The 17,572-nt window shown below is 42.3% G+C and carries 17 protein-coding genes; 8 read left to right on the top strand and 9 right to left on the bottom strand.

Going from position 1 to position 17,572, the window contains the following annotated elements:
• Positions 1-93: 93 nt before the first annotated feature.
• Both ald and BR06_RS0110355 read left to right on the top strand, forming a co-directional pair.
• Complete coding sequence (gene ald / locus BR06_RS0110360) at positions 94-1,209, top strand: alanine dehydrogenase (RefSeq protein WP_031482660.1); 1,116 nt, start codon at positions 94-96, stop codon at positions 1,207-1,209.
• An 80-nt stretch (positions 1,210-1,289) separates the two neighbouring features.
• Positions 1,290-2,654, top strand: a complete 1,365-nt coding sequence (locus tag BR06_RS0110355; RefSeq protein WP_031482658.1) for an alanine/glycine:cation symporter family protein — start codon at positions 1,290-1,292, stop codon at positions 2,652-2,654.
• Positions 2,655-3,016: 362 nt separating this feature from the next.
• Here the strand turns inward: BR06_RS0110355 and BR06_RS0110345 are convergent, their stop codons facing one another.
• The 4 genes from BR06_RS0110345 to BR06_RS0110330 all read right to left on the bottom strand — a co-directional run bounded on the left by BR06_RS0110345 (position 3,017) and on the right by BR06_RS0110330 (position 6,942).
• Positions 3,017-3,517 (bottom strand): hypothetical protein, encoded by a 501-nt coding sequence (locus tag BR06_RS0110345; RefSeq protein WP_031482656.1) that lies wholly within the window; start codon positions 3,515-3,517, stop codon positions 3,017-3,019.
• Positions 3,518-3,610: 93 nt separating this feature from the next.
• The gene (locus BR06_RS0110340) at positions 3,611-5,455 is read right to left on the bottom strand and encodes a C25 family cysteine peptidase (protein WP_235727709.1); all 1,845 of its coding nucleotides are present in this window, start codon (positions 5,453-5,455) and stop codon (positions 3,611-3,613) included.
• Positions 5,452-6,510 carry a lipopolysaccharide heptosyltransferase II gene (waaF, locus tag BR06_RS0110335; protein WP_031482654.1) on the bottom strand — a complete coding sequence of 353 codons (1,059 nt, stop codon included), beginning with the start codon at positions 6,508-6,510 and terminating at the stop codon, positions 5,452-5,454. The genes BR06_RS0110340 and waaF overlap by 4 nt, the downstream gene beginning before the upstream one ends.
• Positions 6,511-6,543: 33 nt before the next feature.
• Positions 6,544-6,942, bottom strand: a complete 399-nt coding sequence (locus BR06_RS0110330) for a YidH family protein (protein WP_031482652.1) — start codon at positions 6,940-6,942, stop codon at positions 6,544-6,546.
• Between the two features lie 130 nt (positions 6,943-7,072).
• On the opposite strand from BR06_RS0110330, the gene BR06_RS0110325 reads away from it, so the two are divergent.
• The gene (locus BR06_RS0110325; protein ID WP_031482651.1) at positions 7,073-7,312 is read left to right on the top strand and encodes a hypothetical protein; all 240 of its coding nucleotides are present in this window, start codon (positions 7,073-7,075) and stop codon (positions 7,310-7,312) included.
• 114 nt (positions 7,313-7,426) lie between these two features.
• On the opposite strand, the gene glpX is transcribed toward BR06_RS0110325, so the two are convergent.
• Positions 7,427-8,410, bottom strand: a complete 984-nt coding sequence (gene glpX / locus BR06_RS0110320; RefSeq protein ID WP_031482649.1) for a class II fructose-bisphosphatase — start codon at positions 8,408-8,410, stop codon at positions 7,427-7,429.
• A 298-nt stretch (positions 8,411-8,708) separates the two neighbouring features.
• Here glpX and BR06_RS0110315 point away from each other — a divergent pair, with 298 nt between their 5' ends.
• Positions 8,709-10,469 (top strand): N-acetylmuramoyl-L-alanine amidase, encoded by a 1,761-nt coding sequence (locus BR06_RS0110315; RefSeq protein ID WP_031482647.1) that lies wholly within the window; start codon positions 8,709-8,711, stop codon positions 10,467-10,469.
• A 41-nt stretch (positions 10,470-10,510) separates the two neighbouring features.
• A complete protein-coding gene (locus BR06_RS0110310) occupies positions 10,511-10,981 on the top strand; it encodes an HAD family hydrolase (RefSeq protein ID WP_031482644.1) in 471 nt (156 codons plus the stop codon).
• Positions 10,982-10,989: 8 nt separating this feature from the next.
• Here BR06_RS0110310 and BR06_RS20725 read toward each other — a convergent pair whose 3' ends face one another.
• The 4 genes from BR06_RS20725 to BR06_RS0110290 all read right to left on the bottom strand — a co-directional run bounded on the left by BR06_RS20725 (position 10,990) and on the right by BR06_RS0110290 (position 14,302).
• Positions 10,990-11,223, bottom strand: coding sequence for a hypothetical protein (locus tag BR06_RS20725; protein WP_031482642.1), 234 nt, complete (start codon positions 11,221-11,223; stop codon positions 10,990-10,992).
• Between the two features lie 8 nt (positions 11,224-11,231).
• Positions 11,232-12,485 (bottom strand): GGDEF domain-containing response regulator, encoded by a 1,254-nt coding sequence (locus BR06_RS0110300; protein ID WP_031482640.1) that lies wholly within the window; start codon positions 12,483-12,485, stop codon positions 11,232-11,234.
• 93 nt (positions 12,486-12,578) lie between these two features.
• On the bottom strand, positions 12,579-12,875 hold the full coding sequence (locus BR06_RS0110295) for a hypothetical protein (protein ID WP_031482638.1): 297 nt from the start codon (positions 12,873-12,875) through the stop codon (positions 12,579-12,581).
• The gene (locus BR06_RS0110290; RefSeq protein WP_031482636.1) at positions 12,872-14,302 is read right to left on the bottom strand and encodes a mannose-1-phosphate guanylyltransferase/mannose-6-phosphate isomerase; all 1,431 of its coding nucleotides are present in this window, start codon (positions 14,300-14,302) and stop codon (positions 12,872-12,874) included. Before BR06_RS0110290 ends, BR06_RS0110295 begins: the two co-directional genes overlap by 4 nt.
• A gap of 627 nt (positions 14,303-14,929) precedes the next feature.
• On the opposite strand from BR06_RS0110290, the gene BR06_RS0110285 reads away from it, so the two are divergent.
• From BR06_RS0110285 to fliM, 3 genes are all read left to right on the top strand, one after another.
• The gene (locus BR06_RS0110285; RefSeq protein ID WP_031482634.1) at positions 14,930-15,316 is read left to right on the top strand and encodes a MucR family transcriptional regulator; all 387 of its coding nucleotides are present in this window, start codon (positions 14,930-14,932) and stop codon (positions 15,314-15,316) included.
• Positions 15,317-15,474: 158 nt separating this feature from the next.
• On the top strand, positions 15,475-16,311 hold the full coding sequence (locus tag BR06_RS0110280) for a M15 family metallopeptidase (RefSeq protein ID WP_031482632.1): 837 nt from the start codon (positions 15,475-15,477) through the stop codon (positions 16,309-16,311).
• Positions 16,312-16,492: 181 nt separating this feature from the next.
• Positions 16,493-17,473, top strand: a complete 981-nt coding sequence (gene fliM / locus BR06_RS0110275) for a flagellar motor switch protein FliM (protein ID WP_031482631.1) — start codon at positions 16,493-16,495, stop codon at positions 17,471-17,473.
• Positions 17,474-17,572 lie beyond the last annotated feature (99 nt).

The raw sequence follows: 17,572 nt of genomic DNA, 5'->3' as shown, positions 1-17,572 counted from the left end.
AGCTTGCCTTATGGGAAATGTGAGAACGAGATTTTTTTGCATATTTCTTTCAACGCCCATAGTTAAGGGCAAAAAAATAATCTGGAGAACATTATGTTAGTAGGAATTCTAAAAGAAATTAAATCAGAAGAAAACAGAGTAGCCATGACACCTTCAGGCGTAGAAGTCATGAAAGCAAATGGACACGATGTGATGGTTGAGAAGTCAGCTGGAGTTGGAAGCAACTTTACAGATGAAGAATACATCGCCGCAGGAGCGGAAATGGTAGCTGAGCCTTCTGAAATTTTTAAACGTGCTGACATGGTAATGCATGTAAAAGAACCACAGCCTTCTGAATATGAAATGGTCCGCGAAGGACAGATTGTCTTTACCTATTTCCACTTTGCTCCAGATGAGCCTCTCACCAAAGCCTTTGTTAAAAACAAATCCATCGCTATCGCATACGAAACAGTTGAAGGAGCTGCCGGAGATCTACCTCTCCTCACTCCTATGAGTGAAGTTGCTGGACGTATGTCTATACAGGAAGCAGCAAAATATCTTGAACGTTTCTTCGGCGGAAGAGGTCTTCTTATGGGCGGCGTAACTGGTGTTGCCCCAGCTAACGTAGTCGTAATAGGTGGTGGTGTTGTTGGAACTAACGCAGCTCAGATGGCTTGTGGCCTTGGCGCAAAAGTATCTCTGCTTGATATGAATCTAGACAGACTCCGTTACCTTTCTGAAATTATGCCTAAAAACTGTTTCCCTATGATGAGCAACCCTACTCTTCTTCGCGAACTAGTTATGGAAGCTGATGTTGTTATCGGAGCAGTTCTCGTTGCCGGAACAAAAGCACCTAAGCTTGTTACTCGTGAAATGCTGAAATCCATGAAAAACGGCGCAGTCATCGTCGACGTTGCTATCGATCAGGGTGGTTGTTTTGAAACTTCAAAAGCTACTACTCATAAAGATCCAGTATATGAAGTAGAAAACGTAATCCATTACTGTGTTGCTAATATGCCAGGCGCAGTTCCAATGACTTCTACTATGGCTCTGACCAACGCAACTCTTCCTTATGCTGTTCAGATTGCCAACAAAGGCTGGAAACAGGCTGCCATTGACAACAATGGTGTTAAGACTGGGCTCAACATTGTTGAAGGAAATGTCACTTACAAAGGTGTTGCCGACGCTTTCGACCTCGAATTCGTACCAGTAGAAAAAGTATTGCAGTAGATTTTACAGTAGAGACGATTCAAATTAATCCCAGAAGGGCCTTTATATTTAATATAAAGGCCCAAGGAGACTAATTACTTATGGACTTTATGACTACACTGGACGGAATTGTTGGAAAAGTTGGTGCGTTCGCATGGGGCCCGCCAATGTTGATTCTCTTAGTCGGAACAGGATTCTGGCTAACTTACTCACTACGCGGAATACAGTTTCGAAAACTATGGTACGCACTATATCTAGCACTGATTAAGCGCAAAGAAGACACAGACGAGCCTGGTGATATCACTCACTTCCAGGCTTTGATGACCGCTCTTTCAGCAACAGTCGGAACCGGTAACATAGCAGGTGTCGCAACAGCGATTGCAATGGGTGGTCCCGGAGCTTTGTTCTGGATGTGGATTACGGGCCTTGTAGGAATGGCAACTAAATATGCAGAAGCCGTACTAGCCGTAAAATACAGAATTGTTGACGAAAATGGCGAAATGAGCGGTGGACCGATGTACTATCTTTCAGCAGGGCTAAAAATGCCTTGGCTGGGTACTATCTTTGCCATCTGTGCCTCAGTTGCCGCATTCGGAATAGGAAACATGGTTCAGTCCAATTCCGTCGCTGATGCAGTCGAAAGTACATACAACATATCTCCTGCCATAACTGGGATAGTTCTCATGGTCTGTACCGCCGCAGTTATTCTTGGCGGAATCAAGAAAATCGGGAAAGTAACTGGGTTACTAGTTCCAATAATGATTGCCTTTTACATGGCCGGAGCTGCGTACATAATCATTGCCAACATAGCAGAAGTTCCAGCAGCTCTTGGATTTATCGTCGAGCAGGCCTTTAATCCCACTGCAGCTGTTGGTGGATTTGCCGGTGCATCAATCATGCTGTGTATCAGAATGGGTGTTGCTCGAGGCGTTTTCTCTAACGAATCTGGCCTAGGTAGTGCTCCTATTGCTGCTGCAGCTGCGCAGACCAAAAGCCCGATCACACAGGCTCTTGTTTCCATGACACAGACATTTATTGATACAATTGTTGTCTGTACAATGACCGGTCTTGTTCTGATTCTTACCGGAGCATGGTCAAGTGGTGCAACCGGGGCAGAACTAACCACAATAGCTTTTGCTAAGGGCATGCCCGGTGGTGCACACGTGGTAACAATCGGCTTAATTCTATTTGCATATTCCACCATTCTCGGCTGGAGTTACTATGGTGAAAAGTCAATTGAATATCTACTCGGAGTCAAAGCAGTACTACCGTACCGCCTAGTATTCGTTTGTTTCGTTGGCATCGGCGCCATAGCAAAACTCAGCTTGGTCTGGAATATTTCGGACACTCTGAACGGCTTAATGGCTATTCCTAACCTTATTGGTTTGCTCCTGCTGACTCCAGTTGTTGTCGCAGAAACGAACAAGTATTTCAAAGCTAAAAAAGAAGCCGATCAGGCAAAATAACACGGTAGTTATAAACAGCAATCCAGCAAAAAGTTAATAAAAGTATCTGCCTACTAGAAAAGTTAACTAAGACAACAAAACTGATACGAAGATAAACACCGGAGATGATTATTGTTTCGCAACCAATTTCCGGCAACGGCGCAAAACCTTGCATACACTTCAACAAACAAGGTCAGCCTCACGACCTATAGAGTGTGCTAGAGCCTCATCAGCGTCTCCTGCGCCGTTGCCGGAACATCTCTGCCAGCTAAAAGATTGACTAAACTCTCTTTCCTAAAATCGGCAAGGTAGTGCATAAAAGTAAAGCCCCTTACGGATGTTCCGTAAGGGGCTTTACTAATAATCTATCTAATAAAATTGATCTACATATCTTTAATTTCTACAGTGCGCCCCTTAAAAATGGGATCCTTCATATATACAGCCATAGCTTTCGATCCTCGATCAAAATTGTAAACAATTTTAGTTACTAATTTTTTACGAGTACAGTAGCTCATTTGCGGTGTGAATTTCATCCCACCTTTGCTTTCTAGAATAACTTTATATTTTAATTTAGTATCATTCTTAATTAAGCCTTCTTTGCCACTAATAGTTCTTCCCTCTGTCACAATAACAAGTGTGGCCTTATCCACAACTTCCCTATTGTTTTGAAAGCACCTATTTAGTTTATAAACTTCCGCAGTACTAAGATCCAAACTTTTATCTGAAAGACCTAGAAAAAACTTATACCCGGCATTAAGTGAAGGCTTAGATACACTATCATTATTCACAAAGAAGAGCCCTGATCCAATCAAGACAAATATTGCCAGACTGATCATAAAATATTTTGCTTTGGGAGTCACATTCTTAGGATCTTTTATTGCCATGCAACTCCTGTTATCTCAATAATCACTTCAAAGCTAGTAGCAATGAAGAATATCATTAACAAAAAAAGAGTCAGTCAAAAAACATCTTATCCTTTAACTTCCAGAGCGACATCTCACAATTTTCACATCAGCCTGCTCTCTTTTCTCATAAGCCGCAGAGGCTTCAACCGCAGCAGACCATGAATCAAATTCACCGAAACGAACGCAATACCAAGGCCTGTTATTAAAAGAGGGAACTGTAACCACATATGCAGAGTAGCCCAGCTTTGCCAGATTGCGCCTTACCTCAGCAGCAGAAGATTCGCGCCTATTTGAACTAACTTGTACTGCATAGCGCACGGGCTCAAGACCCGTTTTAATTTTAGTAGATGAAGCAATGAGCCTTTTTGACTGTGCAACTCTTACTTTTGGCTTAGAAGATTTTTTGCGAACATCAAAAAATTGCCAAGCAAGGGGACCATCAAGAGGGCGGGAGTAAATTAAATAACTACCTTCTCCGTCTGAGGAAAAATTAAAAATATCATCTTCCTGCACCTTCATTGTAGTGACCGTTTTACCAGACAAACGATCAACAACTTTGAGCTGTACTCCGGGGTAAATCCCTCCCTCTTCCATAGCAAAAGAGATGGTGGAATTTGCATAGAAAACAGCAACACCCTTAGGATACTCTGGCTTAGTCAGAGGCTTTAGCCCAGTATATGCTGGAGATTCCGTACGAACAGGAAGCGGCAGACTCATCACCGGGTCACCATAAAAAACCAAGTCGTACACAGGGGACAAATCCTCTCCACGACGTAAATTCTGCGCAAACTGCGCACGCGCTTCGGAAAGAGCGTCCGCAATGCGATACTTACCGCTGAAATATGCCTTATGAAATTCAATCAATACTTTAGTAGTCCCATCAAAATCTACATGGGAAATTCGCCCGCCATCAAGCTCTGCACTAATTTTTCCAGAATGTCCGCTGCCGGTCATAACAGCAAGTCCGGCCCCTCTTGAAAGAACTATAGCCTCGGCAGGGCTTGGAAATGTCGAATTAAGAGCGAAAGAAACATCACGAGCAGGATTTAGAACCACGGGTAAACCAGGTTTGTAGTCCAGCCCAAGAATTTCCGAAGTTGTCACAGTTCCGTTGCCAATGCTAAATCCATCTGAAACGGACTCAAGGGCCAGCCACTGAACGGAAGCGTCATCTTCCGCTAAGCTCTGACTGAGCCTCGCAGGCTGACAGCCCCCAGCGCCGCCAAGATAGCGAATAGCTTCCGGTCCGGCCATGCCTTCCTCTTGAAGGCTGAAAAATAGAAGTTCGGGATCAGAAAGGTAGTTCTCTGAAAAACCCTTTCCACCTATAAATGATACAGGCCAAGCTGGACGGAAAGCACGATCCTCGTACCAACGTTCATACTTCCCTGCGACAATTTCAGCTTCGGAAACATTACTTGCCGGGATCCTGCCTACCGTGAGCATATTTTCAGGAGACTCTGCCACACCGCCATAACCATAATCTGAAAAATGAACTGCATCGGACTTTTGGGGCCTAAATTCTGTAACCGGAATGATGGATCTATTACCGAGCAGCAACACAGACATAATTGAGCCGTCTTTATTGAGCGCAGTTATTTTATTCTGAATAGCTGTAGCAAGCATAGCCTGTGACAAAGCAGTACCTTTGCCGGCGCTAACCTTAAGGATAAGAGAGCCGACCCCTTCATATTCTTTATGAAGGTATGAAAACATACGGGCAGCACGCTCAAACTCCTCAGTACAAACAATAATGCTTTTCTTTTTCTCGGTGACAGGCGCAGAAGAAACCTTAACCGGAGCAAGTGGAACAGCTTCTACCTTTGGAGCGAAAGCTTTTATTTTGCACCCACCCAGGCAAAGCATAAAAACCATCACCAAAAGTGCGAAGAATATTCTATTAATATTTCTAATCAACTTTCCGATCTCCTGATCGCAATCTTTTTAAGTAGCTCATCCAAAACCCGATCTACAGTAATATCCATCATGCATTTATGATGTTTTTTAGAGCATTTTTTACCACCATGAAGACCACAAGGTCTGCACTTCAACTCACTTTCAGATTCAAGTACTGTGGAATTTTCACCGCGCGGGAAAAACCCGAAACGGCGAACCGTAGGCCCGAAAAGAGCTACCAGAGGAACATTTTGAATCCACGCAATATGCATTGGGCCTGAATCATTAGTAAGATACGCATCCACATGCTTGATGTAGGCTGCAAGCTCTGGAAGTGAAAGTTTACCCGAAAGATTTAAAACATCGTCTTTTCTACCGGACTGCTCTGCTATACGCGCGCACAAACTTTCTTCTTCACCCGGGCCACCAAAAAGAATCACCCTAAATCCTGCGTCCACAGACTTCTTAATGATTTCTGCAAAATTCTGTTCCGGCCATTTCTTTGTTTCCCACGTTGAACCGGGATGAATTCCAATTACTGGAGTGTCTGAAATTTTCTCGAAAAAGTCTGCAGCTTTCTGAATAGCTTCTTCCTGCAAATTAAGTTCCGCGATTGGAGCCGGACCGCCTATTCCAAGGGGCAAACCGAGCGTCATTAAGCGCTCAACTTCCTCAAGCCGATCAAACTTGCGTTTGACCCTGTTTGTGTAAGCAAACGAGCTAAACCATGGCTCATCATACCCAACGCGATCATGAATCTTTGTTGCACGGCTGATTAAGGCCGAGCGAAAGCTAGTATGAGCAGAAATCCATAGATCAAACCCTTGCGCGCCAAGTTTCCGGCCAAAGCTGTAGGCCGCGCCCAAACCTTTCTGGCTTCCACGCTTTGCAAAGCCGTGAACAGCAGTTAGTTCCTTTTGCGCTTCGAACAAAGGTTCCACACCTTTTCGCACAAAAAGATGAATCTCAGCATCAGGGTAACGCAGAGACAAAGCTTTGATAAACGGCAAGGTCAATACGGCATCTCCAAGAAACGCAGTTTGCCATAGAGCTATTTTTTTATAATTATCTTTCATTTAGAATGAGTATTAAAGTTTAATCTTTGTCGTTTAATTAAAAATCATTTTACCTGAGAACACACTGATGATCAGGACTATCGCAACAGCAATAAGAACAAGTACTTCTGGAAACGGAGTCATTCTACCGAGTTTTGCTCCAACCTGCTTCTCTATACTGAAAAATCTAAAAGCAGCTCCAACAAGAACAAGCATCCCGGAAAACAATGCAAAAAGGCTAAGTAATCCAAGATCCTTCGACATGAGAGGGTTCACGTCAGGAAGAAAATGCCTCATATACAGGCCTACTTTCTCCAGCACAAAACCAAATCCCAAAAGGCCAAGAGCTGTACGGCACCATGCGAGAAAAGTTCTCTCGTTTGCAAGCAATGTCCTGATAACAGCAAGACTATTAGTATCAAGCAGAAGAGGTTCTTTTTCTTCATCTTTCATATAATAACTCCGTAATTTGCTGTTATGAAATCTTGATCTAGAGGATATATCACTATAGTCTGTAATGAGACTATGGGCAACAAGGTTGCTCTGAAAACCCTAAAGCCAGATACCGCAAAAAGGATATCTCATGAAATACATAATGTTTGAAGACTTTTCGGGCGACCCTCTCCCGATTCTGTTCCCGAACCGTATCGCTTTTCTTGAATTTAGAGAACAGATTCCATACACCAATGTTCTTTCCGCTGGATACGTTCAGATCCGCGAGGATGGAATCTCTTGTCATGGAGAAAGTAGGGAATTAAATACCCGAATCAGACCTGAAGATTCCGCAATAATAAGCGAAAAGCTGGACGCTCCTGAATCATAGCTTACCTGCAATTCGATTAAAGCTCTGTCCAGATAAAAAAGCGGCTCTGAAAACATTATGTATCAGAGCCGCTTACTATTTCAGCAGATGCAATATAAGAACAAACGCCCTATATTAATCGTATTTAACAGCGCTGATCTTCATGAGCTTGTCCCATGTATGGACAGCTTCGATCTGACGAACAGTTCCTGTTTTACCACGCATTACAAGTGAAGTTGTTTCTGCGCCGTACCCTAAGTAACGGACTCCGCGCAAAAATGTTCCACCGGAAATACCTGTAGCGGAAAAGAAGATATCATCACTCTTAACAAGATCGTTAACAGTCATAACTTCACGCAGGTCATAACCTTTCTCTTCCATTGCACGGGTTTCGCTTTTGTCCTGAGGATCAAATCTTGCGAACATTTCTCCGCCCATGATTCTGATAGCACACGCAGCAAGCACACCTTCAGGTGTTCCACCAGTACCCATCATAACATCAACAGGACAACGGGGATCGACAACCATGAGCGCTCCGGCAACATCACCATCGGTGTGCAGCTGAATTCTTGCTCCGGCATCGCGAATTTCCTGAATTAGACCATGGTGACGTGGTTTTTCGAGAACGAAAACTACCAAGTCATCAATATCTTTATTAAGAGCTTTTGCGATTTTCTGAAGGTTATCCTTAACAGGTGCGTTAATATCAACCATATTTCTCGCAGCTGTAGGAACAACCAATTTCTGCATGTAATAACTTGGACCGGGGTCAAGCATCATTCCTGTAGGAGCTACGCCTACAACAGAAATTGCATTAGGACGGCCGTAAGCAAGAAGGTTAGTTCCTTCGACAGGATCAACCGCGACGTCCATACCCGGACCTTCGCCTAGGCCAAGCCTTTCTCCGTTATATAGCATGGGAGCGTGGTCTTTCTCGCCCTCACCGATAACAACAGTTCCGCTGATTTCAAGGCTGTTAAAGCTGAGACGCATTGCATCTACAGCAGCCTGATCACCTGCGTTTTTGTCACCACGGCCAAGCCATCTAGCAGAAGCCAGTGCGGCTGCTTCGGTTACCCGAACAAGATCAAGAGCCAAATTTCTCTGGGGAGCTTCCATTCGCCTATCTCCAAATGAATGATTGTTTATTCAAATTCCGTCATTAATATTTCATGGGAATTACATAAAAAGTGGACTCAGTCCAGTATTCATAGCACCCCTTGCAAAAGCAAGGATAAGACCTTCAAAACAACAAATTTTACATCTATATATATACGAGGTTGATTTTTAGCCGATGCCAGCTTATTAAGAAAACATCTAAACTTTGTTTAGAGACTTCTTTGACGTCATTTAGAAAGAAGAGCTTTCTGAAATAATTCACAAAAAAACAAATACCCCTTAAGAATAAGAAATAAAAATGCGCAAAATTTTCTTTCAAAATCTGGTGATGGCCCTTTTCCTTGCTGGGCTTCTGGTTTCAGTTACCCCTGCCAGCGCATTTGGAGCGAGTACGAAAGATGAGTTCACCATTGCGTGGAAACAATTTCACGCGCTATCTAAAAACGCTAAAAAATCTAAATATAGATCAGAGTGGGATAAGGTCGCTAAAAAATTTAGGAATGTTTTTAAAAAATCATCCCGTGGACAGTATGCTCCTAAATCGCTGTATTATTTGGGTAGATCCTACGAAGAATTGGGTAACCGCAGTGGATTAAAAAAAGACTTCAGAGCTTCAGTTGATTATTACGGAAGAATGATATCAAATTTCCCTTCTCATGCTTGGACCGATGACAGTATTTTCAGACGGGCCGAAATAAGACTTAAAAAATTAAAAGAAAAAGATCTCGCGTACTCAGACTATCTTAACATCGTCCATCGCTATTCCAAGTCTGATATGTATGCAAAAGCCCGAGCCAGACTGGACTCGATGGACAGGCAAGGTGTTTCTCCCAAACAGGTAAAACGCGAAAAACCTTCCGGAACGATTGTTCCAGCATCTGCCCCGAAAGTAAAAAAATCATCTAAAAACCGCGCTAAGCTTCTGTCTGTACGTTATACGAGCAGTGATACATACACACGCGTTGTTTTGGATCTAGATGAAGAAGTACGCTACCGCTACCAGCTTTTGAACCCGAATCAGAGTGTCAATCGTCCGCACAGATTATATATAGATCTTGAAAATACAATACTCGGCAATGACGTTCATAAAGACACCATAGTCGCCGACGGAATTTTAAAAGATATCAGATCCGGGCAGCGGGACCCGCGTACAACTCGCGTAGTTCTCGATTTCAATGCCATGCAGGATTACAAAATATTCCCGCTGGAAAATCCTTTCAGATTGGTAGTTGACGTTCAAGCTCCTGAAAAAGGAAAAGTTGCAGCAAAGAAAAGCCCTGCAAAGAAAACTACAAGAAAAAAAAGTTCTTCCAGCACAAAGTACGTTCCGCCCAAAAACAGCAAAGCTATGGCCGGAGATCTACTTGAACAGCTAGGACTTACCTTTAAAACCATCATGATCGATCCGGGGCACGGTGGTAAAGATCCTGGTGCAAACGCAAACGGCATAAAAGAAAAGAATATTAATCTTCGTTTTGCGAAAATTTTAGCAGCGAAGCTCAAGAAGGCCGGATTCAACGTTCTCTACACCAGAACTAAAGATGTATTCATCCCTCTTGAGGAACGTACCGGTATGGCGAATATTAAAAAAGCTGACATGTTCATCTCGATTCACTGCAATGCCCATCGCAGTAAGAAAATTAACGGGCTTGAAACCTATACCCTCAACCTTGCGCGCAACCGCAACGCAGTTCGCGTAGCTGCCCGTGAGAACTCTATTTCTGCAAAGCGTATCAGCGACCTTCAGGTTATTTTAACCGACCTGATGCTGAACTCTAAGATGAAAGAAAGCAAAGACTTAGCTAAAAACATCCATTCAAGGTCTTTGAAAAACATACGCAGAAAATGGAACGTAAAAGATCAGGGCGTACGTGAAGCTCCTTTCTATGTTCTCATGGGAGCAAAAATGCCGTCTGTGCTTATCGAACTTGGATACGTAACAAATAAAACCGAATCTTCAAGGCTAAAGTCCGACAGATATCTTGCATACATTGCAGACGGAATAGTAAAGGGAGTTTTGGAATACAAGAAGCAGATCGAAAGGTATGCCAGCCTTTAAATATTAAGATTTTTATTAACGCACGAGATGAGGTTCAAACCATGATCAGTCTTAATATTCCAGGATTCGGAGCACTTAACATCGAGCATCTAGTTTTAGACTACAATGGAACAATCGCTCTTGATGGCAATTTACTACCCGGTATAGGTAAAATTATTCGAGAATTATCTGTAGACATTGAAGTCCATGTACTCACAGCCGACACTCTCGGACAATGCGAAGAAAATTTGCAAGGACTTCCAGTATCCATACACATCATAAGTGGCCCTGCAGAAGATCAATCAAAACTCGACTACATACATTCACTTGGGACCGAAAAGTGTGCCTGCATAGGCAACGGACACAATGACGCATTAATACTGAAGGAAGCTGCGCTTGGTATCGCTATTTCAGGGTCGGAATGCATGTCCATGGCAGCTGCCAGAGCGGCAGATATCTCGAGCGCGAAAATAGCTCACGCATTAGGACTTTTCACGCACCCTATCAGGCTTATGGCCACTCTCAGGAATTAATTTTAGGGTCAGCTGTTAGTTTTAGTACCCGAATAGGTAAACGCTTTCTTATCCATGGTATAGTAACTGCCACGGTCAATCCCGAAAGATTTACCACAGGAACAGAATATTTTCCCATCCCTCTCTTCCAAATTCCAGATTTTTTTAATCCTTTCCTTATGGCAGCGGTGCACCTCACCCTGACCTATTTTATAATACTTCAGTAGCTTTCGCCTACATGCAGCACATTTTAAAACAAGCATAAATATTCTTATACAAAGCGGGAAGAGTCTGCCCCGGTTGTCTGCATTTTTGCGAGAACTGTTGTCACTTTCGACATCGCCGTGTCCAGATCCTTGTCAGCCTCTCTAGTTACAGCAAAAGAAGCTGTACCCTTAAACCTTTTACCGGGTTGCCCAACAGCAGTCTTAGAGAAGGCAAGCTGTGCGGCGAGAAGGTCATTCTTCAACACTTCCGCGTCCTCAGCTAAAATTAAAAAACCACCATCCCAACGAGCAGAAAGCAACCAGCCAAGCGACTGCTGTTCTAAATTTGATGCAGCTTTTTTTAGAGCCGCAAACCCTGCATCCCAACCAAATTTAGCATTAATATCAGGCATGCTGTCTACATTAAATGCAGCGATAATTGGAGCTTTACCTTGCTTGGAAAGGGATTCGAAAATATCACGCCCCTGCTTAATGAATACACTTAAATTGCCAAATCCAGTCAGAGGATCGTGGCTGTATGCGTCTTTAATAGATGATAAGCGTTCCAAATCATTCAAATTATTGGTAACGCGCCATGAAAATTCTTCAACCTCAAATGGTTTTTTAAGGAAATCATTTGCTCCACACTTAAGAAATTTGGCAGTAATAGCTCCAGAATCGTGAGCTGAAACGCCAAGTATTGAAAGCTGATCACGATAATGAGTTTTGCGAACCGCTGATATAAGCTCAAAACCATCCATCTCAGGCATTTCATAATCGGTGATAAGCAGCTTAACATCTTGATTTACTTCAATTATTTTTAGAGCTTTCGCTCCGTCGTCAGCATCAAATACAGTGAAGTTGAGCCGTTCCAAAAGCTTACACATAATCTTACGAGCTGTACCATTATCTTCAGCAACTACAACTTTAATATCATGATTAGAATGAATTCTACGAATCAAATCCACCATATCATCGAGATCTGTTCGGTTTGATTTATTAAAATAATCAAGCACATTTTTTTCGATAAATCTGTTGCGCATTTTTTCATCAAAAGTCGAAGTCAAAATTATGCATGGAATCTGACGGGAAAGAACATAGTCCACGGCCTCGCCATCCGCAGCTCCCTTGATGTTCAGATTGAGCACTGCAATAAAAACATCGCTATTATTTTCCAGTATATCTTCAACCTGATCAAAAGAAGAAGCTACTTCCACATCAAAAGGCGTTATGCTCTCAACGTGCTCGGTGATAACTCGCGCCTGCGTATGACTGCTTTCGACAACAAGTACGGTGTTTTTTATTGAGCTTTCAGCCATTCAATCTCTCCGGTTCATATTTAGTTAAAATTACTATTATTAAGGCTAATTCTTATAAAAGCATATAAAATAGCAAGAAGAACTTCTAGCCTATCAATTATCTGTTATTTCGCCTTCATATTCATCAAAAATATCATCTATACTAAGGCTTTCTCTTACTTCTATTTTTTCAGATTCAGGCTTAGCCAAAGCCTCATTTATTGCCTTTTCTTCGGACATGTGCTCATCAAAAGCCTCAGTCCCGGTACTATTAGTATCTGCATTCTGAATTTCATCTATGTTAGCAGTGACGACTGCAACGCCCACAACTCCAGCCATCAACCAGAGACACCCTGTAGAAAAGTAAGAAAACAAAATAATGCATAGTGCTGTAATCAATGCTTTTTTCACGACTTCTGACTATCTCCGGATCGTCCGTAAGCATCTTCAAAACGCGAAATATCATCTTCGCCGAGATAGCTTCCTGTCTGCACTTCGATAAGCTCGAGGTCAATTTTTCCAGGGTTAGTAAGTCGGTGTTTCACCCCGATAGGAATATAAGTGGATTGATCCTCACGGAGCAGAACCTCTTCTCCGCCAATCAACACGCTAGCTGTGCCGCTGACAACTACCCAGTGCTCAGCTCTGTGGTGATGCATCTGGAGCGAAAGAATCCCTCCGGGCTTAACAATTATTCTTTTTACCTGAAATCTGGCGCTGGAATCAACAAGTTCATATGACCCCCACGGCCGGAACACTTGTCTATGAACAGAAGCCTCATCCCTACCAGCCTTACTTAGCCTTTCAACCAGAATTTTTACATCCTGAGTACAACTGCGATCCGCAACCAGAACAGCATCCTTGGTTTCGACCACAACCATATTATCGACTCCTACAACGCCGATAACTCTTCCAGAAGAGTGCATAAAACTATTAGTCACACCCTCATCAAGAACATCCCCGATAATCACGTTACCATTAGCATCATCAGGCAGCTCACGCATCAAAGAATCCCAAGAACCTATATCTGACCAACCACTATCCAAAGGAACAACCACACGGTTTTCCACTTGCTCCATCACAGCATAGTCAACAGATTTTGACGGGCACGAGAGAAAGCTTTCTTCATGCAACCTGATAAAATCTAAATCCGACTGAGCTTTCTCAACAGAATCACGGCAAGCATCATATATAGCAGGCTCAAGCTCTTTAAGAGTATTTAAATAAACGCTCGCCTTGAAAAGAAAGACTCCGCCATTCCAAAAATATTCACCGGAATCGAGATAGCTCTGAGCTGTTTTAAAATCAGGCTTTTCCACAAACTCATTAACAGGGCAAACACCCTGACCAGGAAAATAATCACCATGCCTGATGTATCCGTAACCAGTCTCAGGAGAGGTAGGGACTATCCCAAAAAGGACAAAATCACCTTTGTTTGCACTTTCTACTCCACGCTGTACCGCCTCATAAAAAGCTTCTGAATTCTGAAATATGTGATCAGACGGCATAACCAACATCAAACCGTCGGGATTTTTTTCTTGAACACGAAACGCAGCAACGGCGATAGCCGGAGCAGAATTTCTCCCTTCAGGTTCAAGAAGAATTGCATCAGGAGAAACATCAATCTGGCGCAACTGCTCAGCCACCATGAACCTGTAACATTCATTGCAAACAACAATAGGAGCACCAGATTCAGCAAGGGAACACCCACGCCTGACTGTAGTTTGCAGTAGCGATCCATCTCCCATGAAATCCAGCAATTGCTTGGGATGCAGCTTACGCGAAAGTGGCCACAAGCGAGTCCCGCTTCCACCAGAAAGAATAACAGGTATAATCATCGTATCTCCCTACCTTCAACTATCAAACAAATCATTACTCATACTATTTACAAGCAAGGCATCAACATACTCGACAATTAACACACAAAATACAAACTTTATCTTATAATCAAATCAACACTTAAAATACATTATGTAATAGAGTGAAACATAATAAATTTATTTTCACAGTGTAAAAAACAATATAAAGCACTTAGTAACACTCTTCTGTGAAGTTAATAAACACATTCATTGTTATTACTTTTTAAGAAAACACTCACAAAAATGGGAGCACTCACATTTTTTATTTATAATATATTCAAATCTGTTCCGTCATTCTTATTGTGCAAGAAATTACCATATACTCTACATAATTTAGATCAAATATGCACAATATCAAACACACTATAACTACTGTGTTTCAAATATTAAGCATATAATAGTAAAAATATTTTTTAAATAATGTTAAAGTAAATACATTCACAAGTATTACTTTAAAAACATTTCAAAACAACACAACTAATAAAGATAAATAATAATAAAAAGTACAAAATCATCTAATACATTTGACAGCAACTACAATCTACATTATTCCCTATATATTGAAGACGGGTATTAGTTTTAAAATAATCCTCATAGGAGATTCACATGGATGATTACCTTAAAGAAGCTTTGGAAATAGTCAAAGCACAGGCCAGCGTTAGAACCATGAATGAAGATGAAATTACTTCCATGGTCCGCAAGCTCTCTGCTGGTATTAAGGACATTGCTGAAAACGCTCTTCCTGCCAAGGAAGATTCTCCTGCATGCGACCCTAAGAAATCAATAAAAGAAAAATCAATCGTTTGTTGTGAGTGCGGAAAAGCCTTCAAAATAATTACAAAAAAACATCTTTTGTCACATGAACTTACTCCGGACGAATACCGGGAAAAGCATGGATTGAAGAAAAAAACGCCTCTCGTTTGTAAATCTTTACAGCGCGAGCGTCGTAAAAAGATGAAAGAGATGCAACTCTGGACAAAACGCGGTAAATAACCAGTTTTCTCCACATTCAGTACCAAAAGAGCCATTCACGTTTGTGGGTGGCTCTTTCAAATGCTTCCCACCGCGGCTATTCTGTTATAGCATTCCTCTAGAGAACTTTCGTAGACTACGTCTTAAAATAAGCACTAGACTAAAAACCAAGCTACCACATGAATAGAAGAACATTTCTAAAGACCCTCTACGCAGCAGCAACGGCAACCACTCTCTATGGACTGCCGAAACTCGTACATGCAGATCCACCCAGACCATCAGAAAAAGATCTGAAAGACTATCTCCACGATATGGCTAACTTTGATATGGAGCACAAAGGCGACATAATCCTCAAAGGCAAACAGCTTGCTCTGCTTAAATCTACTTTAAAAAAACTACGCAAAACCCAACGTTCAGTAGGGTTTGGAAATTTCGCTATCATCAGTTTTGATGATGGGCTTAGCTATGCCCGCAGATATTCCTCCATTGGTGCGTTCACCAAAGATGAAATAGAATTTATGGATTATACCTTTCACTTTGATGCAGCCAATTACGGTTTTTTCGGAGAAAGGCCGACATCAAATCTCACCAGCCGCGTATCAAAGAAAGAACTTATAAAAATACCTAGAAGCGGCAATTATCTATATCGCGGGCAGCCACACGAGACATACAAATCTATAAAACATCTGCTTGGGAAAAAAGTTTACCTGACATCAGGTGTTCGCGGCATAATGAAGCAGTTCATTTTATTTTATTCTAAGGCCGCCGCAAATAAAGGAAATCTTTCACTTGCCTCACGCTCACTTGCCCCTCCCGGGTACTCATTTCACGGAATAGGTGATTTTGATGTTGGCGAGACGGGTCTAGGATCAGCAAATTTCAGTGTCAGCTTTGCCAAAACTGAAACATGTGCGAGGTTGCGCAAGCAAGGATACCTTAAACTTCGATATCCCGAGGAAAACATGCTCGGAGTACGCTATGAGCCTTGGCATATTAAAGTTAATGAAGTTAAATAATCAAAGCACTTAGCTTCACACTAAAGATTATATCGAATAATACGATATGATATATAGCAAAAGACCTTCAAGCTAGCACTGCTTCTAAACGGCAAACTATGGCTTTCATTTACTTTGTCGTATAAAGCAGTTAATTAATAGTGATTAGCAATTGTAAAACTCTAACACGGATCGCATAAGAATGAGCAAAATCCTTCAACAGGATGAAGTCGATGCACTGCTAAGAGGTCTCTCCGGCGGAGAGGTTGAAGCTGAGCAAGATATACCGGATGATGATTCCGGCGTAGTTTCGTTCGACCTTGCGAATCAGGACCGCATTATCCGCGGCCGTATGCCTGTTCTTGAAATTGTTAATGACCGTTTCGCGCGCTTAGCAACAAATAATCTAGCTAATACCATGCGCAAAAGAGTCGATATCAACCCTATTTCTATCGACATGTCTAAATTCGGGGACTTTATGCGTTCCCTGCCTGTACCGACCTCACTCTCTATTTTTAAAATGGACCCACTTCGCGGAAACGCCATTCTGGTCGTTGATTCACGCCTTGTTTTTGCTCTTGTGGAAAGCTTTTTCGGAGGTTCAGGCTCTCAGCCAAAGGTTGAGGGACGTGACTTCACCCCTATCGAGCAAGCAATCGTAGACCGCGTTGTTAAAATTGCTCTATCAAATCTCGAAGACTCGTGGCGTCCGGTTCACGAAGTTCATCTCGAACTTATCCGCTCTGAAGTTAACCCACAGTTCGCGGCGATAGTTCCACCTTCAGATGTTGTTATCGTCATCACATTTGAAGTCGAACTTGAAAATGCCATTGGCTCACTTATCGTCTGCCTGCCGTACTCTACTCTCGAGCCTATCCGCTCAAAACTCCATGCATCTTTCCAGTCTGAAAGACTAGAAATTGACCATGTATGGGTAAGCAGATTTAAAGAAAGACTTCTTGAGACACCAGTTGAACTGCTTGTTCGTCTAGGCAGAACAAAAATTACTGGGCGCCAACTCGTGAACCTTCAAGAGGGAGATCTTCTACTTCTCGATACTGATGAAGAAGATAAACTTGAGTGCGAAGTGGAAGGAATTCTCAAATATTACGGACTTCCCGGAAAGGTTAAGGCCAACCGAGCAATCCAGATTACCAGTGCCATTGAACCTAAAATGACATAGGTCTACGGCTTCGTATCGATACCCTCTTGACTCTCATCACTCCCATATCTACACTCAATCTGTTATTTTAAATTTTGAATGTATTTTTTGGTATTTATT

The organism is Maridesulfovibrio frigidus DSM 17176, assembly GCF_000711735.1.
GTDB classification, from domain to species: Bacteria; Desulfobacterota; Desulfovibrionia; order Desulfovibrionales; family Desulfovibrionaceae; genus Maridesulfovibrio; species Maridesulfovibrio frigidus.
Note: the sequence above shows the minus strand (reverse complement) of the source record. Positions and strands in the feature narration are given on the sequence as shown.